Below are 14803 nucleotides of genomic sequence, written 5' to 3'. Positions count from 1 at the left end.
TTTTCTCCTGTAGGGGATCGCGTGCTTTCAAACGCCGGGTTCGGGGTGTAACCGACGACATGCCGTTCCATCTTCGCGGAACAGATGGCAGCGGTGTGGCGGCAAACCGATGGCGAATGTTGCACCTTCTTCTACCAGCACCACGTCGTTCTGGCGGTACACCAGGTTCTGACGGATGGCCGGAATTTGGATGTGAATCTGGGTTTCGTTGCCCAGCTGCTCAACGACCTGCACCTCACCGGACAGCGTCACTTCAGCGATGTCGCCCGGCAGCAGATGTTCAGGGCGCACGCCCAGCGACAGATTGCTGCCGACCACCACGTCCGTGCCCTCTACCGTCAACCAGACCTGCTGACGGTTGGGCAGCTCAACCTGCACGCGCTGAGGTTCGACGCCGGTGACTTTGACCGGCAGGAAATTCATTTTTGGCGAACCGATAAACCCGGCGACAAAGCGGTTGGCGGGGTAGTGATACAGCTCAAGGGGCTTGCCGACCTGCGCGATATGCCCGGCGTCGAGCACCACAATTTTGTCGGCCAGCGTCATCGCTTCGACCTGATCGTGCGTGACGTAGATCATGGTGCGCTTCAGGCGCTTGTGCAGGCGGGAGATCTCAATGCGCATCTGTACGCGCAGAGCGGCATCCAGGTTAGACAGCGGCTCATCCAGCAGGAAAACCGTGGGTTCCGCCACCAGCGTGCGGCCAATCGCCACGCGCTGCCGCTGCCCCCCCGACAGGGCTTTCGGGCGGCGTTCGAGCAGGTGCGCCAGCTGGAGCACCTCGGAAACCTGATTCACCCGCTGACTGATTTCTGCTTTTTTGGTTCCGGCCAGCTTCAGGCCGAACGACATGTTCTCGGCCACCGACAGGTGGGGATATAACGCGTAAGACTGGAACACCATGCCGATACCGCGCTCGGCGGGCGGCACTTCATTCATGCGTTTATCGCCAATCTTCAACTCACCGGACGTGATGTCCTCCAGTCCGGCAATCATGCGCAGCAGCGTTGACTTACCGCAGCCGGAAGGGCCGACAAACACCACGAATTCGCCTTCCTGGATCGCCAGATTGATGTCGCTGGAAATCACGGTTTTGCCAAAGGCTTTACAGACGCTGCTAAGGGAAACGCTCGCCATACTGAACTCCTGTACCTGAAGCCTGCGAGAAAACTCGATGCAGCGAAGAGTGAAGGATTCGCGATTAAGCGTAATCATCCGTAACAAAATTTTTCATGGGGGAGACGCAGGGAGGACGAGGGCGTCACGCCTGCGGCTGAAAGTTCACGGCAGGCGGCAAATTCGTGATCGGGGTGGCAAAAAACGAAGGGGAATGTCGGGCGATAACCCCCTTAACGTCTGAGAGTGTCGGCGGGATCACACTCTGAGAGGCGGGGGCGTAGAGGGGGGGATGATGAAGCCTGACCGGGTTGAATCCACACTGACGCCCTACCCTGTCATTCCGTCTGTGACATTAGCAATACCGACTCCTAACAGGACTAAAAGGATTGGATTATGACTCTCAACATTAAGGCTCCTTCCATTAAAAAAGTCGTTAAACATACCCTGGCCCTCACCGCGCTCGCCTCCATGGTGTTGTCCTCTTCTGCGTTTGCCAAAATAGAAGAAGGGAAGCTGGTCATCTGGATCAACGGTGACAAGGGCTATAACGGCCTGGCAGAAGTCGGTAAGCAGTTTGAAAAAGACACCGGGATTAAAGTCACGGTAGAACACCCGGACAAGCTGGAAGAAAAATACCCGCAGGTTGCCGCCACCGGCGGTGGCCCTGACATTATTTTCTGGGCGCACGACCGTTTTGGCGGTTATGCCCAGTCCGGCCTGCTGGCGGAAGTCAGCCCGGATAAGGCCTTTAAAGATAAACTGTTCCCGTTCACCTGGGATGCGGTGACCTTCAACGGCAAGCTGATCGGCTACCCGGTGGCGGTGGAAGCGCTGTCGCTGATTTATAACAAAGACCTGATCAAAGACGCTCCGAAAACCTGGGAAGAGATCCCGGCGCTGGACACCGCCCTGCGCGCCAAAGGCAAAAGCGCCATCATGTGGAACTTACAGGAACCCTACTTCACCTGGCCCATCATTGCCGCTGACGGCGGTTATGCGTACAAGTATGAAAACGGCAAATACAACATCAAAGACACCGGCGTGAATAACGAAGGTTCCCGCGCCGGCTTACAGTTCATTATCGACCTGGTGAAAAACAAACACATCAACGCCGACACCGACTACTCCATCGCTGAAGCGGCCTTTAACAAGGGCCAGACCGCGATGACCATCGACGGGCCGTGGGCGTGGTCCAACCTTGATAAGAGCAAAATCAACTACGGCGTGACGCTGCTGCCCACCTTCCACGGCAAACCGTCCAAGCCGTTCGTTGGCGTGCTGACCGCCGGGATTAACGCCGCCAGCCCGAACAAAGAGCTGGCGAAAGAGTTCCTGGAGAACTACCTGATCACTGACGACGGTCTGAGCGCCGTCAACAAAGATAAACCGCTGGGTGCGGTCGCGCTGAAATCGTACCAGGAAAAACTGGAGAAGGATCCGCGCATCGCCGCCACCATGGCGAACTCGAAAAACGGTGAAATCATGCCTAACATCCCGCAGATGAGCGCGTTCTGGTACGCCGAGCGCAGCGCCATTATCAACGCGGTGAACGGCCGTCAGACCGTCCCCCAGGCGCTGAAGGACGTCGAAACCCGGATTACCAAATAAGCCACGTTAACTACCTGATGCCGTTGAGGTAATGAAATAAACGGTGCGGAGCCTGCGGGCTCCCTGCCGTTATCAGAAGGATAGCCCCTATGCCAGTAGCCCAAACCGGTCTGACCGCTGAAAAAAAACGGCCCTTTAGCCACGCGCTTAAATGGCTGACCATCGGCCTGCTCGCCTGCTTAACCGGTTATCTGATCGTGCTGATGTATGCGCAGGGTGAATATCTCTTTGCCGTTCTGGCCCTGATTCTTTCCAGTAGCGGCCTGTATATTTACGCAAACCGCCGCGCCTATTCGTGGCGCTATGTGTATCCCGGCCTGGCCGGCATGGCGTTATTTGTGCTGTTCCCGCTGGTCTGCACCATCGCCATTGCCTTCACCAATTACAGCAGCACCAACCAGCTGACGTTTGAACGCGCGCAGTCGGTGCTGATGGAGCGTGAGTTCCAGGGCGGGAAAGCGCTGAACTTTGCCCTCTATCCGGCGGGCGACCGCTGGCAGCTGGCGCTGACCTCCCCGGACAGCCCTGACGTGCTGGTCTCGCCGCCTTTCGCCTTTGACGCTGCCAGAACGCAGACGCTGACCATGACGCCACAGGCCGTGCCCGCAGGGGAGAAAGCCGGGCTGCGCGTCGTCACGCAAAACCGCCAGGCGCTCGGCCAGCTGATGGCTGAGCTACCGGATGGCGCGACGCTGCGCATGAGTTCGCTGCGCCAGTTCTCCGGCACGCAGCCGCTGTATCAGCTGGATAAAGCCAGCCAGCAGCTGACCGATGCGCAGTCCGGCGTGGTTTACCGGCCGAACAGGGAGAGCGGCTTCTACCAGGCGGTCAACGCACAGGGTGAATGGCAGGCAGAAAAACTCAGCCCCGGCTTTACCGTCGGCATCGGCTGGGACAACTTCCTGCGCGTGCTGCACGATGACGGTATCCAGAAGCCTTTCCTGTCGATCTTCGTCTGGACGGTGGTGTTTGCGCTGCTCACCGTGGTGCTGACCGTCGCCGTGGGTATGGTGCTGGCCTGCGTGGTGCAGTGGGAAGAACTAAAGGGCAAAGCGGTGTACCGCATCCTGCTGATCCTGCCCTATGCGGTACCCGCGTTTATTTCCATTCTGATCTTCAAAGGGTTATTCAATCAGAGCTTCGGGGAGATCAACCTGATGCTCAACGCCCTGTTCGGCATTAAACCGGCGTGGTTCAGCGACCCGTGGACGGCGAAAAGCATGATCATCATCGTCAATACCTGGCTGGGGTATCCCTACATGATGATCCTGTGCATGGGCCTGCTGAAGGCGATCCCGGACGATCTGTACGAGGCCTCGGCGATGGACGGTGCCACCCCGATGCAGAACTTTTTCCGCATCACGCTGCCGCTGCTGATCAAACCGCTGACGCCGCTGATGATCGCCAGCTTTGCGTTTAACTTTAATAACTTCGTGCTGATCCAGCTGCTGACCAACGGTGGGCCGGACATGCTCGGCACCACCACGCCAGCCGGGCATACCGACCTGCTGGTGAGCTACACCTATCGCATCGCCTTTGAGGGCGGCGGCGGGCAGGACTTCGGGCTGGCGGCGGCGATCGCCACGCTGATCTTCCTGCTGGTTGGCGCGCTGGCGGTCGTTAACCTGAAAGCATCACGTATGAAATTCGACTAAGGAGCAACAATAATGCCGATGGTAAAACCGAGGTCGCAAAAAGTCAGGCTGCTGGTGACGCATCTGTTACTGCTGAGCTTTCTGGCGCTGATCCTGTTTCCGCTGCTGATGGTGTTCACCATCTCGCTGCGGCCGGGTAACTTTGCCACGGGGAGCCTGATCCCGGATCAGGTCTCGTGGGATCACTGGAAGCTGGCGCTGGGGATCAGCGTGACCAACAGCGACGGCAGCCTGACGCCGCCGCCGTTCCCGGTACTGCTGTGGCTGTGGAACTCGATCAAGATCGCCGGGATCACGGCGGTCGGCATCGTGGCGCTGTCCACCACCTGCGCCTACGCCTTTGCGCGCATGAAGTTCCGTGGCAAAAGCGCGCTGCTGAAGGGGATGCTGATTTTCCAGATGTTCCCGGCGGTGCTGTCGCTGGTGGCGCTCTACGCCCTCTTCGACCGTCTGGGGATCTACATCCCGTTCCTCGGGCTGAACACCCACGGCGGGGTGATCTTCGCCTATATGGGCGGCATTGCCCTGCACGTCTGGACGATCAAGGGCTATTTCGAAACCATCGACAGCTCGCTGGAGGAAGCCGCCGCGCTGGACGGTGCCTCGCCGTGGCAGGCGTTCCGCCTGGTGCTGCTGCCGCTGTCGGTGCCGATTCTGGCGGTGGTGTTTATTCTGTCGTTTATCGCCGCGATCACCGAAGTGCCGGTCGCCTCCCTGCTGCTGCGCGACGTCAACAGCTATACGCTGGCGGTCGGCATGCAGCAGTATCTTAACCCGCAGAACTACCTGTGGGGTGACTTCGCCGCCGCCGCCATCCTCTCAGCCATCCCGATTACGGCGGTGTTCCTGATTGCCCAGCGCTGGCTGGTGGGCGGCCTGACGGCGGGTGGAGTGAAAGGTTAATCGATTTCATTGTCAATGCGCTTAGTCCCGGCAACGGGTGTAATACTTGTTAGAATCCCTGTGTCCTGGGCGGCTGAATAAGCCGCCCTTTTTTATGCCGGATCAACACTGGCCGACCGGAAAAGAAGGTCGGGGCGCTGGCCGACCGGAAAAGAAGGTCGGCCACTACGGGGGGGGGGGGGACGGATGACGTGGGCTCCGGGCGGCCATGCACATGGTGGTCTTTGTCGGGGCCGACCTTTTGTTCCGGTCGGCCCGGGCGGATTGTCGCAGGCTTCGCTGGCCGACCGGAAAAGAAGGTCGGCCACTACGGGGGGGGGCGGATGACGTGGGCTCCGGGCGGCCATGCGCATGATGGTCTTTGTAGGGGCCGACCCTTTGTTCCGGTCGGCCCCGACGGGTGGCGTCGATTCCGGGCGACCATGCCATGGTGACCTTCGTAGGGGCCGACCTTTTGTTCCGGTCGGCCCGGGCGGATGGCGTGGATTCCGTGGGGATTACCACAGGTGGCGTCGCGACCCGTTTTCACCCAACAAAAAAGGGTTTCCCCTTACCGGGAGAAACCCTTTCCAGACGGCGTTAACCTCAGCTCACCGATACCTTACGCCGCCGCTTGTCCAGGTCCTTAATCAGCTTATTGACGCGATCGTCGGCGAACATCTCCTCCAGGGTGTGCGAGAGCTTGCGCCGCCAGTTAGGATACTCATCGCTGGTGCCCGGCACGTTCACCGGCGTGGCCATATCCAGCCAGTCTTCCGGCTGAAGCCCCAGTAGCGCACAGGCGCTGTCGGCCACGTAGCGCTGTAACCCGCGGTTAATCACCGGCGTCATCGCCATCAGATCCGCATGGCTGCCGGTTTTCTTTGGAATGCAGTCGTAATGATGCAGCCCGTCAAGCAGCCCCTGACGTGCCCGCGCCCGGTCGAGATACAGCGCCTGCAGCACGCTTTCATCGCGATACAGCCCAAGCGTTTTCCCCAGCGCCAGATCGTCCGCCTGCCAGTAGCCGCGCAGCGTGGGCAGATCGTGCGTGGTGATCGTCGCCATCGCCTGCACCGGATAGGACTGCGGCGCACGGAAGTGATTCTCCTCATCGCGCTCGAAATAGAGCACCTTGTAGGAGTACACCCCGCCCTCGCGCAGCTTGCTGACGATCTCCACCGGCACCGTACCCAGATCTTCGCCGATCACCATACAGCGGTGCCGCTGGCTTTCCAGCGCGAGGATCGCCAGCAGATCGTCCACCGGGTAGTGAACATATGCGCCTTTATCCGCCGTTTCCCCCGCCGGGATCCACCACAGGCGCAGCAGCGCCATCACATGATCGATGCGCAGCGCCCCGCAGCTGGTCATGTTGGCACGCAGCAGATCGATAAACGGCTGATAGCCGCGCTGCACCATCACATGCGGATCCATCGGGCGCAGATCCCAGTTCTGGCCCAGCGGGCCGAGAATATCCGGTGGCGCACCGACCGACGCTTTCAGGCAGTAAAGCCCGCCGTCGCTCCAGGTTTCCGCGCCGCCGCCGACCACGCCGACCGCCAGATCGCGGTACAGCCCCATCGGCATCGCCTGCTGCTGGCTGGTGTGGTAGCACTGCGTGAACTGGGTTTCCGCCAGCCACTGTAGCCACAGATAAAACGCCACCTCCTGCGCGTGCTGCTCGCAGAACGCGCGCACGGCCGGGCCGCGCGCGTCATGATACTGAGCGGGCCAGTGGTTCCAGCCGGTGGCGACCGCGTTTTCCTGCGCCAGGTGCGCGTACAGCGCGTCGAAGGCGGCCTGTAAATAGAGGCTTTCCCCGCCCTGACGGGTGAAGTTTGCCAGCGCTCTGACCTGCGCATCCTGAGGCTTGCGCCCGAGAAAATGCGCGTACGCCAGCTTCAGCCCTTCCAGCTTGAGCGGCATCACGTTGGCGTAATCCACCGCGTCAGCGGCGCGTGCCGCCTTTACGCGCTGCTGCGTATCCGGCTGCTGCCACCAGCGCTGTGCCGCCTCGCTCTGCCTGAAATCTTCCACCGCACCAACGTCGATATAGACAACGTTCAGCCAGCGGCGCGATGACGGGCTGTAAGGGCTGGCCGCCGCCGGGTTAGCCGGATAGAGCGCATGGATCGGGTTCAGCCCGACGAAGGCGCCGCCGCGTGCGGCAATGTTCTTCAGCAGCAGATTCAGGTCACCAAAATCTCCGATGCCCCAGTTGCTGTCCGAGCGCAGCGTATACAGCTGTACGCAGGCCCCCCACAGCTTTTTCCCCGCCAGCAGCGCGTCCGGTTCATAGCAGCGTTTCGGGGCGACAATCACCCGGCACTGCCACTCTTCGGCCTCCTGCGTCAGGGTCAGCTGGTGGTAGCCGGGCGGGATTTTCCCGGCCAGCGCCAGCGTCATCTTCCCGCTGATGCGCCCGCGCTGCGTCGCGCCACTCTCCAGTTTCAGCGTCCAGAAGTATTCACCGTCGCCCTCTACCGGCAACGCCAGACGCTGCCCGGCGACAAACACTTTTACTCCCGGCACCGGCGCGGCAGGCTGACGACGATCCGCCGCCCAGCCCATCGCCGTTAACAGCTCGCGTTTGGTTTCCGGCGCAGTCGCCTGCTGCTGGCCGTGCGCATTGATAAAACCGGAGGCGATCCCCGCCTCCCTGGCCGCCTGCTCCAGTGTGTTGTTCTCCATGCGGGCTCCTTAGCGTTTTGCCTGCCAGATACGCTGCTGATAGTCGCGAATGGAGCGATCAGAGCTGAACATCCCGACGCGGGCGGTATTGAGGATGGTTTTGCGCGTCCACTCATCGCGATCGCGGTACAGGACATCGACCTTCTGCTGTGCAGCGCAGTAATCCGCAAAGTCGGCCAGCACCAGATAGGGGTCGCCGCCGCCGAGCAGGCTGTCGAGCATCAGGCTGAACGCCTGTTTATCCCCGTTGCTGAAGAAGCCGTTTTCCAGCTCTTTCAGGATGCTGTCCAGATGCCTGTCTTTTTTGCGGATCGTCAGCGGATCGTAACCCTGCGCCTGCAACGCTTTGACCCGATCGACGGTGTTACCGAAGATAAAGATGTTCTCTTCGCCTACCTGCTCAGCGATCTCCACGTTGGCCCCGTCGAGCGTGCCCACGGTCAGCGCACCGTTAAGCGCCAGCTTCATATTGCCGGTGCCGGAGGCCTCTTTGCCCGCCGTCGAAATCTGCTCGGAGACGTCCGCCGCCGGGATCATCAGCTCGGCCACCGACACGCGATAGTCCGGGATAAACACCACTTTCAGGCGGTCGCGCACCAGCGGGTCGTTATTGACCTTTTCCGCCACCTGGTTAATGGCGTAAATGATGTTTTTCGCCAGGTAATAGCCCGGTGCCGCTTTGGCACCAAACAGGAAGACGCGCGGCACCATGTCCATTTCCGGGTTATCGCGCAGCTGGCGGTAGAGCGACAGAATGTGCAGCAGGTTGAGATGCTGACGCTTGTACTCGTGCAGGCGTTTAATCTGCACGTCGAAGATCGCCTCCGGATTCAGCGTCAGCCCGGTAACCTGCTTCACGTACCCGGCCAGCCTGACTTTGTTGTCCCGCTTGATCTGCTGATAGCGCTGGCAGAACGCCGCATCGTCCGCCGATTTTTCCAGCCCTTTCAGCGCGTCCAGATCGTTCACCCACTCCGTTTTCAGCGTGTCATCGATCAGCGCAGAGAGCGCCGGGTTGCACTGCTTCAGCCAGCGGCGCGGGGTGATGCCGTTGGTGACGTTGTGGAACTTATTCGGCCACAGCTGGTGATATTCCGGGAACAGATCTTTCACCACCAGCTCAGAGTGCAGCGCCGCCACGCCGTTCACCGCAAAGCCGCTGACCACGCACAGGTTTGCCATGCGCACCTGGCGGTTCTGATGCACCGAGAGTTTTTCCCACACCGCCTGGTTGCCCGGCCACTGCTTCGCCACTACCTTTTTGAAGCGGGCATTGATGGCCTTAATCAGCGAGAAGTGGCGCGGCAGCAGGCTGCGCACCAGCTTCTCATCCCAGCACTCCAGCGCTTCCGGCATCAGCGTGTGGTTGGTGTAGGCAAACGTCTTCTGAACGACAGCCCAGGCTGCATCCCACTCCAGCTGGTGCTCGTCGATCAGAATGCGCAGCAGCTCAGGGATGGCAATGGTCGGATGGGTGTCATTGAGCTGGATCACCTCATACTCTGGCAGATCCTGGATTTTGCGGCCGAGGAAGTGATGGCGGCGCAGAATGTCCGCCACCGAACAGGCGCACTGAAAATACTGCTGCATCAGGCGCAGGCGCTTTCCGGCGTCGTGGTTGTCGTTCGGATACAGCACTTTCGTCAGCTTCGCGGCGTCAATGCCCTTCTGCTCCGCCTTCAGGAATGCGCCGTCGTTAAACAGGGTGAGGTCGAATGGGTGCACGTCGGTGGCCTGCCACAGGCGCAGCGGCTGGGTGACGCCGTTCTGATAGCCGACCACCGGCAGATCCCAGGCTTCGCCGCGCAGCGTGAACGCGGGCTGCCACTGCTCCGCGCCCTGCGCATCTTTCACCAGCCGGCCGCCAAAGGCCACATCGACCGCCAGCGCGCTGTTGTGGCTGAACCACGGATAGCTTTCGCGCTGCCAGTTGTCCGGCGCTTCCTGCTGCTGCCCGTCCTTAAAGGACTGACGGAACAGGCCGTACTGATAGTTTAAACCGTAGCCGGTAGCCGGCTGCCCGACGGTGGCCATCGAGTCGAGGAAACAGGCCGCCAGACGCCCCAGCCCGCCGTTGCCGAGCGCCGGATCGGTCTCCTGCTCCAGCACATCGGCCAGCGCCACGCCCTGCTCTTTCAGCACCTGGCTGACGGTGTCATACCAGCCGAGGTTAATCAGGTTGTTGGCGGTCAGGCGGCCAATCAGAAATTCCATCGAAATATAGTTCACATGCCGCTGCGGGTGCGGCGTCGCCGCCGGTGCAGGCCGGGCGCGCAGCTGCTCCGACAGCGCCGCACTGGTCGCCTGCCACCACTGGTGCGGCGTCATATCCTGCGCCTGCTGTAAACCGAACCCCTGCCACTGGCGTTTTAGCGCGGCGATAAACTGCGTTTTATCTAAAGTCACCTGCATCACATGCCTCTTTATTCGGGAATCTGTAGGAGAAAATGGAGTGTTATTAAGCGCTATGCTGCCGCCTTCCGCGCGCAGCGGCATCCTCCCGCCAGCGATTAGGCAGGGAGGAGAAACGGGGCGTAGCCGGAGGGGACGAACGGTCAGAAGGCGTACCCGAAAATTTGCCTTTAGAAATGTGATGCAGAGCAAGATAACGGCATGTAAATACGTAACATTGTTGCATTCAATGTTTCAAAGGAGGACTTTAGAAAAAGTGATTTATTACGTGCTGCGAAATAAATATTACGCCCTCTGACTACCGTCAAAAGAATCCAAAAAAATGCTGATCCCATCAAAACTGAGCCGCCCGGTACGGCAGCAAAATACCGTGGTGCGCGACCGACTGCTGACGAAGCTTTCGGCAGCACCGCACTATCGTCTGACCCTGGTCGCCAGCCCGGCGGGCTACGGCAAGACGACGCTGGTTGCCCACTGGGCGGCAGGTAAGAGCGATCTGGGCTGGTATTCTCTTGACGAGAGCGACAACCTGCCGGAGCGTTTTGCCAGCTATCTGATCGCCGCCATCCAGCAGGCCTGCGGCGGCCACTGCAGCAAAAGCGAGGCGCTCAGCCAGAAGCATCAGTACGCCAGCCTGCCGGCGCTGTTCGCCCAGCTGTTTGTGGAACTTTCCGACTGGCACCGCCCGCTGCTGCTGGTGATTGATGACTATCACCTGATTTCTAACGAGGCGATCCACGACGGGATGCGCTTCTTCCTGCGCCATCAGCCGGAGAACCTGTCGCTGGTGGTGCTGTCGCGCACCCTGCCGCCGCTGGGCATCGCTAACCTGCGGGTGCGCGAGCAGCTGCTGGAGCTGAACGCCGCCCATCTGGCGTTTACGCACCCGGAGACGCAGCAGTTTTTCGACAACCGCCTGAAGGACCCGATCGACCAGGCCGACAGCAGCCGCCTGTGCGATGACGTCGCCGGCTGGGCCACCGCCCTGCAGCTGATTGCGCTGTCGGCACGCCATTCGGGCACGCCGTCGCGCCAGTCCACTCAGCAGTCTGCGCGCAGACTTGCCGGGCTGAACGCCAGCCATCTTTCCGACTACCTGGTGGATGAAGTGCTGGACCGCGTCGATGCCCCGACCCGCGATTTCCTGCTGCGCTGTTCGCTGCTGCGTTCGATGAACGATGCGCTGATTGTGCGCCTGACCGGCGACCACAACGGCCAGCAGCGCCTGGAGGAGCTGGAACGCCAGGGCCTGTTTATTCACCGTATGGATGATACCGGGGAGTGGTTTAACTTCCATCCGCTGTTCGCCAGCTTCCTGCGCCAGCGCTGCCAGTGGGAGCTGGCGGCCGAGCTGCCCGCCATCCATCGCGCCGCCGCCGACGGCTGGCTGGCGCAGGGCTTCCCGGCGGAGGCGATCCACCACGCCCTGGGCGCTGATGATATCGACATGCTGCGCGACATCATGCTGCAGCACGCCTGGTCGCTGTTTAATCAGAGCGAGCTTGCCCTGCTGGAAGAGTGCCTGGCCGCCCTGCCTTACGACCGCCTGATCCAGAGCCCGAAGCTGGTGCTGTTGCAGGCCTGGCTGGCCCAGAGCCAGCACCGCTACGCCGAGGTGGACACCCTGCTGGCGCAGGCGGAGAGCGAGATGCAGAAGCGGGACATCGTGATGGATCAGGACCTGAACGCCGAGTTCAACGCGCTGCGCGCGCAGGTCGCCATCAACGACGGGCGCCAGGACGAGGCGGAGCAGCTGGCCGCCGAGGCGCTGCGTTTTCTGCCTTACGAGAGTTTTTACAGCCGCATTGTCGCCACCTCCGTCACCGGGGAGATCCAGCACTGCAAGGGTGACCTGGCCCGTGCCCTGCCGCTGATGCAGCAAACGGAGCAGATTGCCCGCCGCCACGAGGCCTATCACTACGCGCTGTGGGCGCTGCTGCAGCAGAGCGAGATCCTGATCGCTCAGGGCTTTTTGCAGGCCGCGTTTGAGATGCAGGAGCGCGCCTTTGAGCTGGTGCGCGAGCAGCATCTGGAGCAGCTGCCGATGCACGAGTTTTTGCTGCGCCTGCGCTCGCAGCTGCTCTGGTCGTGGTCGCGCCTGGACGATGCCGAAGAGGCCGCGCGCCAGGGTTTGGAGATCCTCACCAACTTCCAGCCGCAGCAGCAGTTACAGTGCCTGGCGATGCTGGCGAAGTGTTCGCTGGCGCGCGGGCAGCTGGACAACGCCCACCGTCATTTACAGCGCTGCGAGGCGCTGCTGAAAACCGGGCAGTATCACATCGACTGGCTGACCAACACCGATAAACCGCGCGTCACCTACTGGCAGATGACCGGCGATAAAGCGGCGGCGGGCCAGTGGCTGCAGCAGGCGCGCAAGCCCGATATGGCCGACAACCACTTCCAGCAGGGACAGTGGCGCAACATCGCCCGCGTGCAGATTCTGCTGGAGAAGTTTGATGAAGCCGAAGTGGTGCTGGATGAGCTGAATCAGAACGCGCGCCAGCTGCGCCTGACCAGCGACCTGAACCGCAACCTGCTGCTGAGCAACCTGCTTTACTGGCACACCGGCCGCAAAGCGGAGGCGCAGCGGGCGCTGATTGAAGCGCTGGGGCTGGCGAACCGCACCGGGTTTATCAGCCACTTTGTGATTGAAGGGGAGATGATGGCGCAGCAGCTGCGTCAGCTGATCCAGCTTAACCTGCTGCCCGACCTGGAGCAGCGCCGGGCGCAGCAGATATTGCGCGAGATTAACCAGCATCATCGCCATAAGTTTGCGCATTTCGACGAAGGTTTTGTCAACAAGCTGCTGACGCATCCCCAGGTGCCGGAGCTGATCCGCACCAGCCCGCTCACCCAGCGTGAATGGCAGGTGCTGGGGCTGATTTACTCCGGCTACAGCAACGACCAGATCGCCGGGGAGCTGGACGTCGCCTCCACCACCATCAAAACTCACATCCGCAACCTGTACCAGAAGCTGGGCGTGGCACACCGTCAGGAAGCGGTGCAGCAGGCACAGCATCTGTTGCAGGTGATGGGGTACGGGGCGTAAGGGCAGCGCAGAACGCTCCGTGCTCTCATATTCCCGCCCGGGTTTCGTAGGGGGCGATCTTCTCTTTCGATCGCCCCGTAGGACGGCGACTGCTCATCCTGGGTCGCTCAGCCCGCGCAGCGGGAAAGCGAAACGCTCTTGACGTTGACCCGGATATTCGTGCCGACCATTACCAGGAGTGAGGCACGCATCGCCGGGCTCAATATCACCTTGCATTAATGGCATATAACTCGATGGTGGGGATGATATCCCCCCTCAGACGTGTATAAAACTGAGTTGCTGAAATCATAGACCCGCCCGGTGATCCTCACCGTCACCCGGTCGCCAATTTTAGTTATTTGCGTGTTATCACGGTCATTACTGTTGAAAGCATGTTATTGCTCAATCTCAGCCTTGCCTGGCCGTATCATTCGGCGTGCTTGATCTCCCGCTTTCACTTCCTCAACCAGCGCCTCCATCGTCCACAAACAGTCCGCCCCCTGCGGCCCGACATCCAGCAGGGCCAGCCGGGTCTGCTCATAGACAGAGGGCTCCTCCACCGCATCACCCGCTTTATTTAGCGGTGGAACGCAACTGGTGCCGATACCCTGCTGGAACGGGTAAGCGTGCTGGTGCTTATCGAGGATGGCCAGCACAGCCAGCGTCTCTTTTGCATCAGGGAGTAGCGCATGATAGAGCGCTTCACCCAGCTGAATCGCGTGCTGCCTGTCCATCACCGGGGCGAGTTCAGGGGCCAGCGCTATCCATTCATGCTTACCCGCAGAGATATTGCTTAACGTCTCCTGCCAGGCTGCATCAGAGATTTTCCGGGCGAACGCGTGCTGGCCATCGTTGTGGATATCACGCTGTATCTCGGCGGGAGTTATGGCGGCGCAGGTGAATGCGGTCAAGGAAAATAAACATAACCACCACTTCATCGTACAACCTCTAATGTCGTATCGCCAGATTCTATGATTAAAAGGCGAACAGAAGGATCTATCACAATGCATCCAGCAGAGGCAAAGCCCTGTATTCCATTACGCTTATCGCCATGAATGCGGAATAAGCTTCTACCAAACGTCTCACCTGAAATTTGTGTCAATTCGATTGTCCATGGCCCCTTAGAACGGGTATAGCCACCAATCCGATATGTACCACGAGGCAAAGGTCCCATCCCTTTAACATGCTCCCTTTCCGGGTTGTTCTTATTTGTCAGGTTTCCTGAATATTGACCCGCTCCCCGTATGTGATCCATTCATAATCAGGAATAACCGGCTTCTGACCCGCTCCCCGTATGTGATCCATTCATAATCAGGAATAACCGGCTTCATTCTGGCTGCATATTCTGGCAACCGGCAGATTTTTCGGCAAATTCAGAGGGCGTCATCCAGCCCAGTGCAGAATG

8 protein-coding genes and 1 pseudogene are annotated in these 14803 nt (G+C 60.2%); 4 read left to right on the top strand and 5 right to left on the bottom strand.

Annotation, left to right across the window (positions count from 1 at the left end; translation table 11 throughout):
• Window positions 1–27: 27 nt before the first annotated feature.
• Window positions 28–1137, bottom strand: a complete 1110-nt coding sequence (malK, locus tag ABEH87_RS15650; RefSeq protein WP_346577548.1) for a maltose/maltodextrin ABC transporter ATP-binding protein MalK — start codon at window positions 1135–1137, stop codon at window positions 28–30.
• A 375-nt stretch (window positions 1138–1512) separates the two neighbouring features.
• Here malK and malE point away from each other — a divergent pair, with 375 nt between their 5' ends.
• The 3 genes from malE to malG all read left to right on the top strand — a co-directional run bounded on the left by malE (window position 1513) and on the right by malG (window position 5285).
• Entirely contained in the window at window positions 1513–2727 is a 1215-nt protein-coding gene (malE, locus tag ABEH87_RS15645) for a maltose/maltodextrin ABC transporter substrate-binding protein MalE (protein ID WP_346577546.1), read from the top strand.
• Window positions 2728–2816: 89 nt separating this feature from the next.
• On the top strand, window positions 2817–4382 hold the full coding sequence (gene malF / locus ABEH87_RS15640; RefSeq protein ID WP_346577544.1) for a maltose ABC transporter permease MalF: 1566 nt from the start codon (window positions 2817–2819) through the stop codon (window positions 4380–4382).
• 12 nt (window positions 4383–4394) lie between these two features.
• Window positions 4395–5285 (top strand): maltose ABC transporter permease MalG, encoded by an 891-nt coding sequence (gene malG / locus ABEH87_RS15635; RefSeq protein ID WP_346577543.1) that lies wholly within the window; start codon window positions 4395–4397, stop codon window positions 5283–5285.
• 585 nt (window positions 5286–5870) lie between these two features.
• On the opposite strand, the gene malQ is transcribed toward malG, so the two are convergent.
• Together malQ and malP are read right to left on the bottom strand one after the other, a co-directional pair.
• The gene (gene malQ, locus ABEH87_RS15630) at window positions 5871–7958 is read right to left on the bottom strand and encodes a 4-alpha-glucanotransferase (protein ID WP_346577541.1); all 2088 of its coding nucleotides are present in this window, start codon (window positions 7956–7958) and stop codon (window positions 5871–5873) included.
• A gap of 9 nt (window positions 7959–7967) precedes the next feature.
• Window positions 7968–10370 (bottom strand): maltodextrin phosphorylase, encoded by a 2403-nt coding sequence (malP, locus tag ABEH87_RS15625; protein ID WP_346577539.1) that lies wholly within the window; start codon window positions 10368–10370, stop codon window positions 7968–7970.
• 322 nt (window positions 10371–10692) lie between these two features.
• Here malP and malT point away from each other — a divergent pair, with 322 nt between their 5' ends.
• A complete protein-coding gene (gene malT / locus ABEH87_RS15620) occupies window positions 10693–13419 on the top strand; it encodes an HTH-type transcriptional regulator MalT (protein WP_346577537.1) in 2727 nt (908 codons plus the stop codon).
• Window positions 13420–13793: 374 nt separating this feature from the next.
• Here the strand turns inward: malT and ABEH87_RS15615 are convergent, their stop codons facing one another.
• Both ABEH87_RS15615 and ABEH87_RS15610 read right to left on the bottom strand, forming a co-directional pair.
• Window positions 13794–14336 carry a hypothetical protein gene (locus ABEH87_RS15615; protein WP_346577535.1) on the bottom strand — a complete coding sequence of 181 codons (543 nt, stop codon included), beginning with the start codon at window positions 14334–14336 and terminating at the stop codon, window positions 13794–13796.
• Window positions 14333–14626 (bottom strand): annotated as a pseudogene (locus tag ABEH87_RS15610) (tlde1 domain-containing protein); the annotation flags it as partial. The pseudogene ABEH87_RS15610 and the gene ABEH87_RS15615, both read right to left, overlap by 4 nt.
• Window positions 14627–14803 lie beyond the last annotated feature (177 nt).

The organism is Erwinia sp. Eh17-17, from assembly GCF_039675725.1.
GTDB lineage: Bacteria > Pseudomonadota > Gammaproteobacteria > Enterobacterales > Enterobacteriaceae > Erwinia.
This window is presented reverse-complemented; position numbering and strand designations above follow the sequence as displayed.